The organism is Lactobacillus sp. ESL0259, assembly GCF_003693045.1.
In the GTDB taxonomy this organism is placed as follows: domain Bacteria; phylum Bacillota; class Bacilli; order Lactobacillales; family Lactobacillaceae; genus Lactobacillus; species Lactobacillus melliventris.
This window is the reverse complement of sequence record NZ_REHP01000011.1, coordinates 160832-178271: the sequence shown is the minus strand read 5'-3', so window position 1 is coordinate 178271 and position 17440 is coordinate 160832. Positions and strand designations below refer to the sequence as shown.

Below are 17440 nucleotides of genomic sequence, written 5' to 3'. Positions count from 1 at the left end.
AATATTTCCCTCCGCTTACGTTACGCAAAACTTATTTTACCATCTAATAAAAATGTTTTCCACAGGTGCACAAAAAGAATTCAGAATTAACAAGCTGTGGATAGATTTTAGAAAGAAATTCACTTTAGCTTAAAAAAATTGGGTAATATTTATCTTATTTACATTATAGCTTGTGGAAATCTTTTACTGAAATAGCAGTATATTGCAAGCTATATTGATTATGATATCCACATACTGTGGATAATTTTATAAACAGGTTGTAGATTGTGGATAAATTTGTGTAAAATGATGTGAATTTACACTTGTGGATAATTTTGAGCTCTCATTTTTAAACAAATATGACGAAATCTATTCTTGCGGCAATGCAGAAAAGTTTGCTTTTGTCTTAACATAAAATAAAAAGTAATCTGTGCTAATGCAAGATCACACTTATTACTTTAAAACTCCGTACTACTGATAATTAATAACTTATAATTATTTGGCTTCAAGCTGGCAAAATTCTTTAAACAAAATTATTACTTTGAAAAAACGACAGAAGCTGTTTTTAACTTGAGCAAAGAAAAAGCGCCTTACTAAAATAAAATTTAGTAAAAACGCTTTTCTTGTTTGTCTAAAAATTAGTTTTTTAATATTCTGATGAACCAGTTGTTACATCAGTTTCTGCAGGTGTAACATCAACTTCTTCTACTAGACCAGACAGGACTCTGCCGACTCTGCGGCCTGAATGCATTCCTTCGGCTAAGGCAGTACCTGATGATGGGTAATAATTTGCATTCCAGCCACCGGAGTTGCAGCCGATAGCATACAGGTGAGCAATCTTTTGATCATCTTGATCAACTACTTCATAATTAGTAGTTACTTTCAAGCCGCCAATTGCACCAAAATTGCTGTCCTTGTGAGCATAAGCATAGAATGGCGCATGTAATTCTTGCAGGCCTTCTTTACGGCCAAACTCTTTATCTGCACCATTTGCGGCGTTTTCATTCCAAGTCTCTAGTTGCCGCTTTAAGTTTTCAGCTGGTACATTGATTTTAGCAGCTAATTCTGCAATTGAATCTGCTTTAAACATTTGACCGGAATTAATATCTTTCTCCGTGTCTGCAGCAGATTTCCAAGGTGAAAATGGTGTAGAGAAGGTTGATGAGTCGAAAATTTGCCAAGTTGGTTTATCCCAAATTAGTTCTTGTTGGTAAGTGGCACGGGTTAGATAACCGTAAGTAGTATCTTCATTGACGTAACGTTTACCGTTGCCATTTACGTAGAACATTGGCGGTGTCGGCAAATTATCTGCTGCACCTACGTTGCTCTTGAAATCAACATCCATAGAGCCGCCTAAGCCTTCAGTTGCGGCGTTAAGTGCTAATCCCATCAAAATACCGTCACCGGTATCGTATTTAGAATTAGTCAAGGCATGATTTTTAATATCACGATATTGTTGCGGCGCAAATTCTTTAGCTAGTTTTTCGTTATAGTCAATACCTGCAGTAGCAAGGACTACACCTTTATTGGCGCGATAATAACTAGTTTTGCCTTTGCAATTAGTTACTACGCCAACAACTGATTTGTCAGTATAGCTGGTGGTTACTAAATTAATTACAGGAGTATCAAAGAAAATCTTTATTCCCAAACGATCAGCTTCTTTTCTGACAGCGTCAATCATTACGCAGCCACTGCCTAAACCGCCACCGTGTTCATAAACGTGAATTCTTTGCGCAAAGTAATCCTTGTTTTCATAAGGAATAACTCTGTGGCCATAAACAGATGTCCATTTTATTCCTAAGCTTGCCAGCCATTCGATGTTATTAGCAGAATCTTCGGCTAATTCTTTTATCATCTGAGGATTTACTCTGCCTTCACCTGCTTGAATTAACTCTTGAGCATGTAGTTCAGGATTGTCATTTTGATAGCTTGTAAATTCTTTTTGATATTTATCGCCAGAACCCTGAATGACACCAGCGGAATAATTACTGGTTCCGCCGACCATACCTGTTTTTTCAAAAATAACTACGCTGTTACCATGCTTTTTTGCTTCAATAGCAGCAGATAATCCAGAGATACCTGAACCAACAACAATCACGTCATAAGTATCGTCAAATTGCACTTGAGATGCGATATACTTGTTATTGTTTACTTTGGCATAAACCGGATAGTTAGGTTTTTTACTTGGTTTTACTTTTGGATTAACGGCATCGTCTGCAGTTAATTTTCCTTGAGCAACTTCTAAGGCTTTATTTACGCCATTAACAACTGCCGAAGTACTTACTGAAGCGGATGTAACAACATCCACATCAGTATTGCCGGCTTTTTCAATTCTGTTAATCATTGTTGGTATTGCATAGGAACCAACCGTATATGGCTGAACACCGTCAACAGCAACTTTGATTATTTTACCATCCTTTAATGTAACATTACTGGTTAATAAGCTGTGAAAGCCTTGAGCAGCACCTTTAAAAACACCACTTACCATAAAAATCTCCTTTATTATAACAAAATTGTATTAAGCGCTACGGAAAGCGCTTGCCTCCAAAGATAATTTTATCATCAATAAGTAATAGAATGATTAAAAAAGAGTAAAGAATGTGAAGTGCTGTGTAAGCCAAATTGCTTTTATTATGGTGTCATTGTAGCGGCGTAAAGGCAATCTTAAAAATAGTCTCAGAATCGATACAATAACCTAATACTTATTATTTAAAGTAATTTGTGAAAGTCCATACAAAGCTTATAATCAAACTTGATTGTAAAGAAAGCACCATTATAATTGAAGGAGTAATAGTATGAGTAAGCTTTTTATTTGATACTACTCCAAGTGCTGAATAGGCTGGTTAACAGCAAATAAAAATATTTATTTATTGTGAGGTACCAATATGGATTATCAAGATTATGTTGAGTTGGGGCTGAAAGATGACGGCAATTTAAAGGTGATACTAAAAGGCAGTGTTGCAATCAGTGCACGTGTAGCAGAAAAGGTGGGCGTTGTTAGTGTAGTTTATATTACGCAGAATGTTGAACGCGCCAGACAAAAGCTGGAAGAACTGACGGCCAAGCAGTCAGATGGTGATTATTATATGGTTTATTCTTGCCCGCTTGATACCGATTTGTCAGCACTTGGACATTACCCGTCAATTGAAATTGCTAAGGCTGATTTGTTATAGAAAACTGCAAGAATTTTTTACGGCCAGTTTAAGCCAAGTCACAAATTATTCCTAAATTGGTAATTAATCCTGATGTTTTTTCTCTTTTTACTTGGTTTTTTACTTTAATCATGGTATCCTAGATATTAAATTGTGCAGTCTGCATACAAAAAATTGGAGGTGTAGTTTAATGACAACTAAAAGAACTTACCAACCTAAAAAGCGTCACCGTTCAAGAGTTCACGGCTTTATGAAACGGATGAGTACATCAAATGGCCGTAAGGTTTTGGCTAGACGCCGCGCAAAGGGTAGAAAAGTCTTATCTGCTTAAACCACTGAAATCCCAGTGGTTTTTTTAATTTTTAAGAGTGGAATGAAACGTTTTGAGAAAGTCTTATCGTGTTAAAACAGAAAATGATTTTCAGACAGTTTTTAAGTCAGGCAATTCAGTAGCAAATCGTGCTTTTGTGATTTATCAAATGGACAAGCCGGAAAACAAGCATTTTCGTGTTGGCATTTCTGTTGGTAAAAAAGTCGGACACACTGCTGTAGTGCGTAATCGCCTCAAACGTTATATTCGCGCTGTTCTTACGGAAAATAAACCTTTGATTAAACCACATATTGATTTTTTAGTCATTGCTAGACCATATGCGCGTGATTTTAAATGGGATGATGTTCGTAAGAACCTCTTGCATGCACTCTTTTTAGCCAATATAATTGAAGAGATACCGAATAAAGTTGAGGAAGATTAGAGTGAAAGACATTTTAACTAAAAAGAATGTCAAGCGTCTACTTGTACTGCTGACAGTAGTTGCATTAGCGGTTGTCTTAACAGGATGTGCATCAAACGGCAAGCCAGAACCTGTTTCACATACAAGCGGCAGCTGGTGGAATCGCTGGGTCATTTATTACATGTCCACGTTTTTGCTGTGGCTATCGAAGCTGGTAGGCAACAACTATGGTTGGGCAATTATTATCTTTACTATTATAGTACGGCTTATTTTGTATCCGCTTAGTGCTATTCAGATTAAGAGTACTACCAAGATGCAGAAAATTCAGCCGGAAATAGACGCTTTACGTAAAAAGTATCCCGGTAGTGATACAGAATCGCGAACTTTGCTTTCGCAAGAAACAAATAAGCTCTATAAAGAGGCAGGAATTAATCCTTATGCTGGTTGTTTGCCTTTAATTATTCAGTTACCGGTTATGTATGCTTTGTATGGTGCGATTTGGCAAACGCCACAACTGCAAACTGGCCACTTTATGTGGATGGATTTAGGTAAGCCGGATCCCTACTTTATTATGCCAATTTTGTCTATGGTCTTGACTTTTATATCAACTTATATCAGTCAATTATCTACGCCAAAAGAATCACAAACCTTGTCAACTAAGATTATGACTTATGGTATGGCAATTATGGTTGGTGTAATGGGTATATATTTCCAGTCAGCTATTGTAGTTTACTGGGTAATTTCCAACCTGTTCCAGGTGGTTCAAACTTTCATTCTGCAAAACCCTATTAAATATCGGCGTGAACAGGAAGAAAGAGAGCGCCAAGAGCGCGAACGTAAGCGTCAATTGCGCAAAACTTATAAACGGTTAAAACGCAGAAAATAATATTAATCTAAATTAATGATTTAGATAAAGTAGTCAAAGTGCTTTATCCATCATGATTATTCATGGTGGAATAATGCGCTTTTTTTATTGAAAAGGAGAAAATCATGGCACAAACTTTAACGGAGTTTGATACGATTGCAGCGATTTCAACGCCAATTGGTGAAGGTGGCATTTCTATTGTCCGCATGTCTGGTGAAGAAGCAGTTAAAATTGCCAATCAGGTTTTCAAGGGTGCGAATTTAACTAAAGTGCCGACGCATACTATTCATTATGGACATATAGTTGATCCTGCAAGTGAGCAGGTGATTGACGAAGTTATGGTATCTGTAATGCTGGCTCCTAAGACTTTTACCAGGGAAGATATTGTTGAAATTAATTGTCATGGCGGCATTGTTGTCACCAACCATATTTTGCAATTATTATTAAAAACCGGTGCGCGCATGGCAGATCCCGGTGAATTTACTAAAAGGGCATTTGTTAACGGCCGCATTGACTTGACTCAGGCTGAAAGCGTGATGGATATTGTGCGCGCTAAAACCGATAAGGCCCGGCAAGTGGCAGAAAAGCAGCTGGAAGGCGGTCTGCTTGAGAAAATCAGGGCCATGAGACAGGAAATTTTGGATACGCTGGCTAACGTTGAAGTCAACATTGATTATCCAGAATATGATGCTGATACTGTCACGGCTAAGCAAATGGTGAGTGTTTCTCAGTCTGTTATTGCTAAAATAGATAAATTGCTCAAAACGGCAAGTGAAGGAACGGCGTTACGTAACGGCTTAGCTACTGCAATCATTGGTCAACCTAATGTCGGGAAATCATCTTTACTTAATTATCTGACTCAAAGTGATACGGCAATCGTGACAGATGTTGCCGGCACGACGCGTGACACATTAGAAGAATATGTCTCGGTTAAAGGTGTCCCCTTAAAATTAATTGATACTGCAGGCATCAGACATACTGATAATAAGGTGGAAAAAATTGGGGTTGAGCGTTCCAAAAAAGCACTGGCAAAGGCAGATTTAGTTTTGCTCTTGTTTGATGCAAGTAAGGAATTAACTCCTGAAGATTATTCCTTGATTGAAGCCACTACTGAGAAAAAGCGCATTGTTATTTTAAATAAAACCGACTTGGGCCAAAAAATTTCTTCCGCTGAAATAACAAATTTGACCAAGAGTCCAGTTATTGCCATATCAATTTTGCAAAAACAAAATCTTGACCAATTAGAAAAAACAATCAAAGAACTGTTTTTCAAGGGGATTGAGAACTCAAATGACCAGGTCATGGTAACTAATCAAAGGCAGGTTGGCTTACTGGAAAAGGCCAAAAAGCAGCTGCAAGACGTTGTTCAGGCCTTGAAAGATGAAGTCCCTCTAGACATTGCCCAAATTGATTTCAACGGCGCCTGGGACACTCTAGGCCAAATTACGGGTGAAAGCAGTCCTGATGAGTTAGTTAATGAATTGTTTAGTCAATTTTGTTTAGGGAAATAGGTGTGAAAATTAATGATTAAAAGTTATGACTCAAATGATTATGATGTCATTGTAGTTGGAGCTGGTCACGCTGGCAGTGAGGCAGCTTTAGCGAGTGCCAGAATGGGTCAAAAAACGTTGCTTTTGACGATTAGCCTTGATATGGTAGCTTTTATGCCGTGCAATCCATCAGTAGGAGGCCCGGCTAAAGGAACAGTGGTGCGCGAGATTGATGCCTTGGGCGGTCAAATGGGTAAAAATATTGATGCAACTTATATTCAAATGCGGATGCTAAATACAGGTAAAGGGCCAGCTGTACGGGCATTGCGCGCACAAGCCGATAAGTGGCAGTATCACGAACAGATGAAAAAAGTGATTGAGGATACGCCTAATTTGACTTTGAGACAGGCGACAGTTGATGAATTAATTGTTGAAGATGGAGTTTGCAGAGGGTTAATTACCAACACAGGAGCTAGGTACCATGCTAAAAGCGTTGTACTCACAACAGGAACATCAGCTCGCGGGCGTATTTTTATTGGCGAATTGAATTACTCATCCGGTCCCAACAACACTGTACCGGCAATTAAGCTTTCAGAAAATTTAGAAAAACTGGGCTTTAAGCTGCGCCGTTTTAAAACGGGCACACCGCCACGCGTTAACAGTAATACGATTGATTATTCTAAAACTGAGGAAGAACCTGGCGATAAAATTCCGCGTCATTTTTCTTATGAAACTAAAGATGAAGATTACCTCAAGAATCAGGTTTCATGTTGGATGACATATACAAATAAGACGACCCATAAAATAATTAACCAAAATATAAACCGTTCGCCTATGTTTTCGGGAGAAATCAAGGGTGTAGGACCGCGCTATTGTCCGTCAATTGAAACTAAGGTAGTTCGTTTTGCGGATAAGCCTCGTCATCAGATTTTCTTGGAGCCGGAGGGTAAAAATACCAAAGAAGTTTATGTTGGCGATTTTTCAACCTCAATGCCTGAAGAAATACAGTTAAAAATGCTGCACTCGGTAGCTGGACTTGAAAATGCGGAACTAATGCGCCCCGGATATGCTATTGAGTATGATGTGATTGATCCCTGGCAGCTAAAGCATACTTTAGAAACCAAAAATATTAAAAACTTGTTTACTGCGGGGCAGATGAACGGAACTTCCGGCTATGAAGAAGCAGCAGGACAGGGACTGATTGCTGGCATTAATGCAGCTTTGCGGGCTGCTGGTCAGCCGGGATTTACTTTAGGCCGCGATGAAGCCTATATCGGCGTTTTAATTGACGACTTAGTTACTAAAGGAACAGAAGAACCGTATCGTTTATTGACCTCACGAGCAGAATACCGTTTGATTTTACGTCATGATAATGCTGATTTACGTTTGACGGATTATGGCTTTAAACTTGGTTTGATTTCTGAAGAACGTTATTCTAAGTTCTTAGCAAAGAAAGAACAAATTGCTCAAGCTGCCCAAGCTGTTAAAAAGATCACGGTTCATCCTACAAAAGAGGTCCAGGATTATCTTGCAAGTATTGGTGAAGAAAAGTTAAAAGCCGGCGTGAAGGCTGATGTTTTCTTAAGAAGGCCTAAGATTAAGGTGACTGATATTGAGCGTTTGACAGGGATGCATATTTCAAATGAGCGCTACGTCAGAGAGCAGATTGAAATTAACGTTAAGTATGCCGGTTATATTAAAAAGGAACAGCAACAAATTGATAAACTGCACCGGCAGGAAGCAAAGAAAATTCCTGTGGACATTGATTACAGTGCAATAGATGGCTTAGCAACAGAAGCACGAGAGAAATTTGCCAAAATCAGACCTGAGACAATAGCACAGGCTGAACGTATTTCAGGAGTCAATCCAGCAGATATGGCCATTTTAAGCGTTTACGTGCAAAATGGTCGTTATCAGAAAATTCAACATTAAATTTAGTAAAAATTTAAACTTTATAAAAAATATTTTCTGAGGATTAAATACACCAAAAAATGCACAAATTTGGTCGTTATGATCAGCTAATCACAAATGGAATTATTGCTGTTATCTGAATGTCATTAGTATAGCGCTTAACTTTGTGAAGATAATATTTTTACAAAGCGCTTACATGTTGTGCTAATAACTAATTTTGCTTACTTGAAATTGTGAAATTATATGTTTTAATACAATATGTAAGTAAACATGTATTTAAGGAGATGCACTTTAAAATGGCAAAAATTAATGGCGCAAATGCCATGCTCCAAGTTTTGTTGGACTGGCATATTGATCATATTTATGGTTTTCCGGGTGGCTCATTTGACTCAACAATGAACGCTATCCACGACTTCAAGGGTAAGTTGAAGTATATTGAGGTACGGCACGAAGAGGCTGGTGCTTTGGCTGCTTCAGCTGAATATAAATATACTGGCAAGGTCGGTGTATGCTTCGGTTCAGCCGGCCCTGGTGCTGTTCACTTGATGAACGGCTTGTACGATGCAAAATACGACAAAGTTCCTATGGTAGCTATTGTAGCTAACGTTCCAACTGGTCGTCAGGATATGGACTTCTTCCAAGCCTTTGACGAAAAGCCTTGGTTTGATCCGGTTGCTGTTTGGAACCACCAAATTAAGCGTGCAGAGCAAATCCCTTCAATGATGGATGAAGCAATTCGTCAAGCTTATGCTAAGAAGGGTCCAGCTGTCTTAATTCTTCCTAAGGATTTTGGCTGGGACAAGATTGATGACAATTACCGTGTAAATTACAATGCAATGCAGGCTGTTCCAAACTATGCAGCTCCTAAGAAAGATGAAGTTGAAGCAGCTGTTAAGCTTCTTGAAGAAGCAAAGAACCCAGTTGTTTACTTTGGTCTAGGTATGAAGGGTCATGGCGATGTCTTAGAAAAATTCGCTGAAAAATTCAAGACCCCATTGATGTCCTCAGTTATGGCTAAAGGTGTTGTTGAAGATAAATGCCCAGCTTACATGGGTTCAATTGGTCGTGTTGCACCTAAGCCAAGTGATGATATCCAAACTCATGCTGATGCAGTTATCTGGGTTGGTAATGACTCACCATTCTCATTATTCTTCTTTGATCCTAAGGCTAAAGTTGTCCAAATTGATGTTGATTCAGAAAAATTAGGCAAGCGTCACGCTGTTGATGTTCCAATTTTGGCTGATGGTGCTAAGACTTTACAAGCTATGATTGACGCAGGTCAAGCTCGTGAAGAATCACCACTTTACAAGGCTGCTATTGCTGACCGTCAAAACTGGGAAGAATGGGAACACAGCTTTGATGATTCAGACGAAATGCCAATTCGCCGTGAGCCAATCTTTGACATCATCAACAAATACGCTGATGATGATGCACAATTTGCTATTGATGTTGGTAACATTAACATTGACTTCCAACGTTTAGTAAACTTGCATGATGACCAAACTTGGGCAACTTCAGGCTTGTACGCAACTATGGGCTTTGGTTCACCAGCTGCACTTGCTGCAGCAACTGCTCACCCAGAGCGTGAAGTTTGGAACTTAAGTGGTGACGGTGGCTTTGCCATGATGAACCAAGAATTGTTGACTCAAGCTCGTTACAATATGCACATTATGAACGTTGTCTTCACTAATGATACTTTAGGCTACATTGAAGCTGAACAAGTTGATGAATCACACCAACCATTATCAGGTGTTATTCTGCCAAACAACGACTGGGCTAAAGTTGCTGAAGGTATGAATGTAAAAGGTGTAACTGTACGTACTAAGAAAGAATTCGAAGACGCAGTTAAAGAATTCAAGGAAATGGATGGACCAATGTTAGTTGACATTAAGTTCACTCATGATATGCCTTACTCAACTGAATTGAATACTCTTGATGACCCAGAATTTGTGAAGAAGTATCAAGCTGAAGGCTTAAAACCATTTAGTTACTTTGCTGACAAGTATGGCTTAGTAGAAGATGCTGCTTCAGGTGCTTCAGAAGCTGAAGCAGAACCTGAGCCAGAGCCAGAACCTGACACAACTTCAGGTGCTTCAGCTCACTAATTAAGTGTAAAACCTTAAAAAAGAACGTCCAATAGGGCGTTCTTTTTATTTGGTCAAATTTGTAAAATAATCAGGTGATAATCTAACAGCTGCAACGATGCATCTTCAATGATTTAGCTTGAAGCCTAGGCTTTCTAATTAAACATTTATATTTTAAGTTATGTATTCAAGCCTATATCCGTAGTCAATTGGACAATAACGTTTTAAGATTATAAACTGTCAGATGAGATGAGAAAGCTATGCCAGGTTACGGCTTATTTGACCGAGCATTAGCTGAAGAATATTTATACGGATTAATAGAAGGGATCAAGAAGAGTAAGTAAAAAATGTCCATTGTAATAGGTGTAGATATTGGGACAACAAGTACAAAAACCATTGCTTTTGATGAACTGGGTCATATAGTTTATCAAACTAGCTACGATTATCCGTTAATTACTGAAGAAACAGGTCAGGCGGAGGAAAGACCTCAGGATATTTTAAGAGCAGTTAAGCTGGGCTTAACAGAGGTACAAAGTAAAATTGCTATTGTTGAACTTAAAGGTATAGGCTTTTCCTCTGCTATGCATACTTTAATATTAATTGACAAAAATAATCATCCTCTGACTAATGTCTATACTTGGGCAGATAATAGGGCAACGGATACATTTAAAAAAGATATTATCAAAGATGACTTGTTTGACCTGACAAAAAATACCGGTGCACCATTACATCCCATGCTCCCTTTAGGTAAATTGTTATGGCTTAAAGAAAAGAATAAAAAGTTATGGGATAAGACTGCTTTTATTGTTGATATTAAAAGCTATATTTTGTATCAGTTTTCGCAGCACTACTATGTTGACTTTGCAACTGCGAATTCCTCGGGGCTTTTTAATACCTATACTAAAAATTGGGATGATAATATCCTGCAATATTTAAATATAAAAAAGGAACAGCTCCCTCAGTTAGTAGACACAACTTTTCAAGTGCCAAATTTTGAAAGTAGCATTAAAGTACCCCTTATAATTGGCGGCTCTGATGGGACTCTGGCAAATTTAAGCAATCCGCAAATTGATGAACGATTTTATACGGTTAGCTGTGGGACTTCTGCGGCCGTCAGAACAAATATTGACACTTTAAGACTATGTCAAAATCGTAAATTATTTACATATTATCAGTATCAAAATAATTGGGTGGTTGGTGCACCTACTAATAATGCTGGTGATGTGTGGCAGTGGTTAAAAGACAAGATTTTCAATTTAGCTACTTTTGAGGAACTAAATGATTTAGCCAAGAAAAGCCCTGTAGGCGCTAAAGGGCTATTCTTTGTGCCTTATATTTTTGGTGAACGTGCACCAATTTGGAATCCTGATGCTTCTGGTGGCTTTATGGGATTAACTGCAATTCATACAAATAAAGATTTAGCCAGAGCAGTATTGGAAGGGGAGCTTTATAATATAAATTTGATCATAAAGGAACTCAATCAATTTAATGGACAAAGGCCTGAAGCTTTAATATTAGTCGGAGGGATGGCTAAAAACCAATTTTTTGACCAGTTATTGGCAGACATAACGGGATACAAAGTTTATGTGCCTGAATCAGTTGAAGCTTCTGCTTTAGGGGCTGCCATCTTGGCGATGATAAGCTTAAAAATAATTGCTTCACCACTAATGATTCAAAAAGAATTGAAAATAGCAAAAGTTTTCAACGTTAATTCCCCAAACCATGCTATTTATGTGACTATGGAAAAGAAGTGGAACAAAGTGAGGCAATTAATGACAGAAGAATGGCTAGCGGTTGAATAACCTTTAATTTACAGTTTTTGGTAAAAGATGATATTAGGTTTCGTAAATGAAGCAAGTTGTGCGCAAACACGCTAAAACAGGTATACTAGTAATTAAGAAAAAATTTAAATGATGGAGGACTATAAATGCAACAGTTCGGTGTTATAGGCTTATCAGTAATGGGTAAGAACCTTGCTTTGAATGTGAGAAATAATGGCTTTTCCGTTTCCGGTTTTTCAATTGATAAGCCGGAAGTAGATGCTTTTGCTAAATATGAAGATGATAAATTAAAGCCAACATACTCTTGGGAAGAATTTGTTGATTCTTTAGAGAAGCCACGAAAGATTTTAATTCAAATTGCAGCTGGTAAACCGGTTGATGAAACTTTACAAAAATTACTGCCACTACTAGATAAAGGCGACATTCTGCTTGATGGTGGTAATTCGAACTTTCATGACACTAATCGGCGCTATCATGAAATGGAACAACACGGTATTCACTTTATTGGTATGGGTGTTTCTGGTGGAGAAGAGGGTGCTTTAAAAGGTCCCGCATTGATGCCAGGCGGTGATGAAGATGCCTATAAAAAGGTTGCACCAATATTAGAAGCAATTGCAGCTAAGAATTCCGCAGGCCATCCATGTGTCAGCTTTATTGGACCTGAAGGCAGTGGTCATTACGTTAAGATGGTCCACAATGGTATCGAATACGGCATTATGCAGGAATTTTCCGAAGTTTACGATATTTTGCGTAAGGTTGCGGGCAAAACAAATGATGAAATGTCAGCCATTTTTGCGCACTGGAATGAAGGATTGGTTCAAGCCTATTTAAGTGAAATTACTGCTGAAGTGCTAAAGCAAAAGGATAATTTAACCCCTGACCATGTAATTGATCATATCTTAAACGTTGCTTCTTATAAAGGTACTGGTAACTGGATGCTGGAAGATGGTGTTCATCTGGGTGCTCCAATCAGCGTTATTGCCGAAGCTGTAATTAGCCGTTTTATGTCTAAAGCTACTACGCGCGAGGGTAAAGAAATAACATGGAATGGTGCTGTACCAGCAGATTTAATTGATAATCTTGGTCAGGCTTTGCAATTATGTCAAGCTGTAGCTTATGCTCAAGGTTTCCAACAACTGAAAATGGCTGCGGATGCCTATAACTGGGACTTGCGCTATCCGGCGATTGCTCAATCATGGGAAGCAGGTTGTATTATTCGCTCAGCAATGTTAAAAGACATTGAAAAGGCATTTTCTGAAGGTAAGAAACTTGATAACATGTTCCAAGATCCATATTTCAAGGACTTAATGAATAAGAATATCGCTGCTTTGCGTGCAGTGATTGAACTCGCCACTAGAGCAGGTATTCCTACTCCGACATTAAGTGCATCACTGAATTACTTGGAATCAATTTTTAATCCAAGTTTACCAGCAAACTTAATTCAAGGACAACGTGATTACTTTGGCGCTCATACTTACTTTAGAAATGACCGTGAAGGCGTTTATCACACTGAATGGTATGAGGAAAAATAAGTTGTTACACGTGTAACACTAAAAACCAGTTAAAGTTAAAACTTAACTGGTTTTTTAGTAGTGCTAATTATATTGAAAAAGTAGAGGTATTATGAGGGATAAAAAAGTACAAATAAAGCTGTTGCTGGAAGCAATGCTAGTAGGTCTTGCAAGCGGGATTGTAGTGGGCTTTTTTCGCTTTGGTATTCAAAAAATGACAGAATTGTGGCTTAGACTGTTTCACGTGGCACATCAAAATGCCTTATGGTTTATTCCAATCATTTTGGGACTCATTTTAGTAGGCTTAATTGCTGGTTATTTTGTTAAGCAATATCCTCACGTTGGCGGCTCTGGTATACCGGAAGTAAAACTACAGCTGGAAGGAAATTTAACTCTACAGTGGTGGCCCACATTATGGCGCAAAGTTATTGGTGGCATTTTAGTTATCAGTACAGGCTTATTTTTAGGACCTGAGGGGCCTTCTTTGCAGATCGGTTCAACTATCGGTCAAGGTGTTGGCGAGGGTACTAAAGAGTCAAAAACGAATGCTAGAGTACTGCTAGCTACTGGAGCGGCCAGCGGTTTAGCTGCAGCTTTTGGGGCGCCATTAAGTGGTGCATTATTTGTGCTTGAAGAAGTATTTCATAACTTTTCGCCACGGGTGTGGTTAAATGCACTTGCAGGTGCTCTAGTTTCAGATTTTGTAGTTTCAAATATTTTTGGTCAAAAGCCAGCACTATCTCTGGTTTATCGTCATACTTTTCCCGTTAGGCTGTATGGCTATCTGCTCATCTTGGGCTTAATTTTGGGCTTACTAGGTCATTTTTATAAAACTGGCTTATTTAAAGTGAAAAAGTTATATGCGAAAATTACTTTTTTACCAAGTTGGTTATACGGACTAATACCTCTCACTTTATTAATACCAATCGCTTATTTTTACCCTTTAATTACTGGTCCGGGTAACCGCTTAATATTAGCGTTACCGCAGATTATTAAACAAAGCAGTTGGAAAATAGTAGGCTTACTCTTATTTTTCTTTGTTGTTAGAATTGTGTTTTCTATTATCTCTTACGATTCAGGACTACCAAGTGGTATTTTCTTACCGATATTGACAATGGGTGCAGTAATTGGTGCCAGCTACGGTCTTGTTTTGGTGCAATTACATTTATTGCCGGCAAAATTGGTGATTAATTTGGTTATTTTCGCAATGGCTGGCTATTTCGCCGCCGTAATTAGGGCTCCTTTTACCGCCATCATCCTTATTACGGAAATGGTTGGGTCTTTGCTTCATTTAATGCCGCTAGCTGTGGTAGCTTTTGTTGCATTACTGGTTGATGAACTGCTCAATGGTGATCCCATTTACGGTACGCTTGCTCGCGCAATGTCTGTAAAAAATAAAAAACATTCAGCGGTAGTTTCCGGCAAAACTGACCAGCTAACTGTGCCAATTTATGAAGACAGCCAGCTTGCGGGAAAAGAAATCATGCAGGTCAAGTGGCCTAAGCATACTTTAGTTAAAGCAATATATCGTGATGGCAAGTATGTAATTCCTAACGGTCAATCGGTAATTAAAGCCGGTGATTCTCTGGTTCTAACTCTTGATGCAGGCCGTCGCGGTCAGGTATTTATTCAAATAAAGCAAATGCAAAGAGTCCGATATGATGGCTAGCAAGTTGTTTTAACCGTATTCTGTATTACTTATAATTTAAAAAAGCTAATAAATCAGAGCTTATTCTGACCTATTAGCTTTTTATGATAACTTTTTTAGGTAAATTGTAAAATGAAGTTGAACACTTGCGCTGATTAGAAAATAAAAAAAGTCCATTGGACTTCTCTGATAGAATGTAATTAACCCAATCAATTCTAGAAAGAAGTTACCAATGAACTCGCTTAATTCTACCATATCTACTCACCAAAAGGGCCAACATCTTGCTTTGCAAGACCGCGTAATTATCCAGGTTTTACGCAGCCAAGGTCAGTTCCTGCGTCAAGTTGCCGCCAGTCCCAATTGTTCACCCACCACGGTCAAGTACAAGCTTGAACGCGGCCAGATTTCTTGTTATCACGGCAAACGGTACCGCTACGATGCGCAAGTGGCGCAAAGACGCTACCAGATAATGCGCTTAAACTGCGGCCGTAAACACGCTGAATAGTACCAAAACCAAGGCTGCTAAAAGCCAGATACTGAAATTTACTGCTGCTTTTGCTATGCCTTTATTTTCGACATTAATATGATTGATCAAATATTCAAAGGCAAAAATTAAGAGACTGAATGTGACTAGCCACAAAATGGCGCAGAGCCTGCCAGTAATGGAATAAGGGAAAAAGCCAGAATTAAAGCTGGTTAGTAAAGCAATAAAAAAGAAAGTAATAGTACCAGTGTAATGATTGATTGATTTTTCTTTAGTATTATGCAAAATAATTCCCTCCCATTAGTGGTAATTTAAAATTTTATTTCTGAATTTTAGTATTAAATAACTAAAAAGTAAAGTGAGATTTATGAATGATTACAAACAAAAAATCACTTCAAACTGAAGTGATCTTTTGTAATTAAACTAATATCTTTACATATTTGTAATCAAGAAAAAGATAACAAATATTACTAATAGGATATACATCATTGGTGAAACTTTTTTGGCTTGCTTAGAAGCAATCATGGTAATTGGGTAGGCTATCATGCCGAGTGCCAAGCCGTCAGAAATACTGTAAGTCAATGGCATACCAACTACTGTTAAAAATGCTGGGAAAGCAATCTCAAATTTGTCCCAATTGATTTTTTTCAGATTTCCGGCCATGAGTACGCCAACGATAATTAGTGCTGGTGCAGTAACAGTGGTGGGAATAACCGCCAGAAGTGGACTGAAAATCATTGATATTAGGAAGAAAATTCCTACGAAAATTGCCGTTAAACCAGTACGTCCGCCCATGGCAATTCCTGCACTTGATTCTACAGAAGTTCCCAGTGGCGCAGTACCTAAGACGGCCCCCTCGACCATTGCTAAAGAGTCGGAAACGAAAGCTTTTCCAATTCGTGGAATCTTACCATTTTGATCTACCATGCCTGCTTGTTCAGTCATTCCAATCAATGTACCTGCTGTATCAAAGAACGTAACAAGTAGGAACGTTAAAACTACCATGAATAGTTGTGGGGTGTTAATATCTTTTAAGTGAAATACAGCTTGACCAAATGTCGGAGCAATACTTGGAGCACTTGCAATAATACCTTTTGGCACAGCAACTTGGCCAATAATAACCCCAAAGACAGCTGTAATGACCATACCAATAAAAATTGATCCGGGTACATTCATTGCCATTAAGATTACGGTGAGGGTCAAGCCAAAAAGAGTAATCCAGACAGCTGGTGAATTAAACTTGCCTAAAGTAACTAAATTGGAATCACTATTGACAATTAACTTACCATTTTGCAGGCCGATAAAGGCGATAAATAAGCCGATACCAGCAGAAATAGCATATTTCAGATCTTGTGGAATAGCATCAACTACTATTTCACGCAGCTTCAAAACTGTTATTAAAATAAATAAAATAGATGCAACTAAAACAGCAGCTAAGGCAGTTTGCCAGTTAATATGCATTCCTCCGCAGACATTGTAAGCGAAAAAGGCTGCGCTACCTAATGTTGGGGCTAGAGCAACGGGGTAATTAGCTACTAGACCCATAATGAAGCAGCCAATTGCAATCGAAATTGCAGTAACTGTAAATGCTGCCCCTTTATCAATACCGGCTGCGTGCAAAATGTTTGGGTTAACAAAAAGGATGTAGGAGAGACTGACAAACGTGGTTAATGCAGCTATTAATTCACGTTTAACAGTGGTATGAGCATCGTTTAAATGAAAGACTTTATCTAGTGTCGTCATTTTTCCTCCTAAAAATATTAAAATTATAAAGAACTAATATATCTAGTATATAACTTATTGG

The 17440-nt window shown here is 38.3% G+C and carries 14 protein-coding genes; 11 read left to right on the top strand and 3 right to left on the bottom strand.

All coding sequences use genetic code 11. From position 1 onward, the window contains the following. Positions 1-625 precede the first annotated feature (625 nt). Positions 626-2467 (bottom strand): FAD-dependent oxidoreductase, encoded by a 1842-nt coding sequence (locus F5ESL0259_RS08790; protein WP_122038229.1) that lies wholly within the window; start codon positions 2465-2467, stop codon positions 626-628. Between the two features lie 397 nt (positions 2468-2864). Between F5ESL0259_RS08790 and F5ESL0259_RS08785 the strand changes: the two genes are divergently transcribed. From F5ESL0259_RS08785 to F5ESL0259_RS08735, 11 genes are all read left to right on the top strand, one after another. Continuing rightward, complete coding sequence (locus tag F5ESL0259_RS08785; protein ID WP_122038228.1) at positions 2865-3152, top strand: hypothetical protein; 288 nt, start codon at positions 2865-2867, stop codon at positions 3150-3152. A gap of 169 nt (positions 3153-3321) precedes the next feature. After that, positions 3322-3462 carry a 50S ribosomal protein L34 gene (rpmH, locus tag F5ESL0259_RS08780; RefSeq protein ID WP_003549412.1) on the top strand — a complete coding sequence of 47 codons (141 nt, stop codon included), beginning with the start codon at positions 3322-3324 and terminating at the stop codon, positions 3460-3462. 52 nt (positions 3463-3514) lie between these two features. Continuing rightward, positions 3515-3883: a ribonuclease P protein component gene (rnpA, locus tag F5ESL0259_RS08775; RefSeq protein WP_110446855.1), complete on the top strand. Its 369-nt coding sequence runs from the start codon at positions 3515-3517 to the stop codon at positions 3881-3883. 1 nt (position 3884) lies between these two features. Continuing rightward, positions 3885-4748, top strand: a complete 864-nt coding sequence (locus tag F5ESL0259_RS08770) for a membrane protein insertase YidC (protein ID WP_122026703.1) — start codon at positions 3885-3887, stop codon at positions 4746-4748. A 104-nt stretch (positions 4749-4852) separates the two neighbouring features. After that, complete coding sequence (gene mnmE / locus F5ESL0259_RS08765; RefSeq protein ID WP_122038227.1) at positions 4853-6238, top strand: tRNA uridine-5-carboxymethylaminomethyl(34) synthesis GTPase MnmE; 1386 nt, start codon at positions 4853-4855, stop codon at positions 6236-6238. A 12-nt stretch (positions 6239-6250) separates the two neighbouring features. Next, positions 6251-8149: a tRNA uridine-5-carboxymethylaminomethyl(34) synthesis enzyme MnmG gene (gene mnmG / locus F5ESL0259_RS08760; RefSeq protein ID WP_122038226.1), complete on the top strand. Its 1899-nt coding sequence runs from the start codon at positions 6251-6253 to the stop codon at positions 8147-8149. 275 nt (positions 8150-8424) lie between these two features. After that, positions 8425-10233 carry a pyruvate oxidase gene (gene spxB, locus F5ESL0259_RS08755; RefSeq protein WP_122038225.1) on the top strand — a complete coding sequence of 603 codons (1809 nt, stop codon included), beginning with the start codon at positions 8425-8427 and terminating at the stop codon, positions 10231-10233. A gap of 326 nt (positions 10234-10559) precedes the next feature. Continuing rightward, positions 10560-12014 (top strand): gluconokinase, encoded by a 1455-nt coding sequence (locus tag F5ESL0259_RS08750; RefSeq protein ID WP_122038224.1) that lies wholly within the window; start codon positions 10560-10562, stop codon positions 12012-12014. A gap of 125 nt (positions 12015-12139) precedes the next feature. Then, the gene (gndA, locus tag F5ESL0259_RS08745; RefSeq protein ID WP_122038223.1) at positions 12140-13525 is read left to right on the top strand and encodes an NADP-dependent phosphogluconate dehydrogenase; all 1386 of its coding nucleotides are present in this window, start codon (positions 12140-12142) and stop codon (positions 13523-13525) included. A 91-nt stretch (positions 13526-13616) separates the two neighbouring features. Then, positions 13617-15173, top strand: a complete 1557-nt coding sequence (locus F5ESL0259_RS08740) for a ClC family H(+)/Cl(-) exchange transporter (RefSeq protein WP_122038222.1) — start codon at positions 13617-13619, stop codon at positions 15171-15173. Positions 15174-15384: 211 nt separating this feature from the next. Then, positions 15385-15657 carry a helix-turn-helix domain-containing protein gene (locus F5ESL0259_RS08735; RefSeq protein WP_122038221.1) on the top strand — a complete coding sequence of 91 codons (273 nt, stop codon included), beginning with the start codon at positions 15385-15387 and terminating at the stop codon, positions 15655-15657. Here F5ESL0259_RS08735 and F5ESL0259_RS08730 read toward each other — a convergent pair. Both F5ESL0259_RS08730 and F5ESL0259_RS08725 read right to left on the bottom strand, forming a co-directional pair. Beyond that, positions 15628-15921, bottom strand: a complete 294-nt coding sequence (locus tag F5ESL0259_RS08730) for a hypothetical protein (protein WP_122038220.1) — start codon at positions 15919-15921, stop codon at positions 15628-15630. The genes F5ESL0259_RS08735 and F5ESL0259_RS08730 overlap by 30 nt on opposite strands. A 147-nt stretch (positions 15922-16068) precedes the next feature. Further along, a complete protein-coding gene (locus F5ESL0259_RS08725; RefSeq protein ID WP_046325743.1) occupies positions 16069-17379 on the bottom strand; it encodes an NCS2 family permease in 1311 nt (436 codons plus the stop codon). Positions 17380-17440: the final 61 nt, after the last annotated feature.

Coding starts and splice junctions, on each gene's coding strand:
- mnmG (WP_122038226.1), top strand. CDS start 6,251: ATGATTAAAAGTTATGACTCAAATGATTATGATGTCATTGTAGTTGGA.
- F5ESL0259_RS08790 (WP_122038229.1), bottom strand. CDS start 2,467: ATGGTAAGTGGTGTTTTTAAAGGTGCTGCTCAAGGCTTTCACAGCTTA.
- F5ESL0259_RS08735 (WP_122038221.1), top strand. CDS start 15,385: ATGAACTCGCTTAATTCTACCATATCTACTCACCAAAAGGGCCAACAT.
- mnmE (WP_122038227.1), top strand. CDS start 4,853: ATGGCACAAACTTTAACGGAGTTTGATACGATTGCAGCGATTTCAACG.
- F5ESL0259_RS08740 (WP_122038222.1), top strand. CDS start 13,617: ATGAGGGATAAAAAAGTACAAATAAAGCTGTTGCTGGAAGCAATGCTA.
- F5ESL0259_RS08725 (WP_046325743.1), bottom strand. CDS start 17,379: ATGACGACACTAGATAAAGTCTTTCATTTAAACGATGCTCATACCACT.
- gndA (WP_122038223.1), top strand. CDS start 12,140: ATGCAACAGTTCGGTGTTATAGGCTTATCAGTAATGGGTAAGAACCTT.
- F5ESL0259_RS08750 (WP_122038224.1), top strand. CDS start 10,560: ATGTCCATTGTAATAGGTGTAGATATTGGGACAACAAGTACAAAAACC.
- rpmH (WP_003549412.1), top strand. CDS start 3,322: ATGACAACTAAAAGAACTTACCAACCTAAAAAGCGTCACCGTTCAAGA.
- spxB (WP_122038225.1), top strand. CDS start 8,425: ATGGCAAAAATTAATGGCGCAAATGCCATGCTCCAAGTTTTGTTGGAC.
- F5ESL0259_RS08785 (WP_122038228.1), top strand. CDS start 2,865: ATGGATTATCAAGATTATGTTGAGTTGGGGCTGAAAGATGACGGCAAT.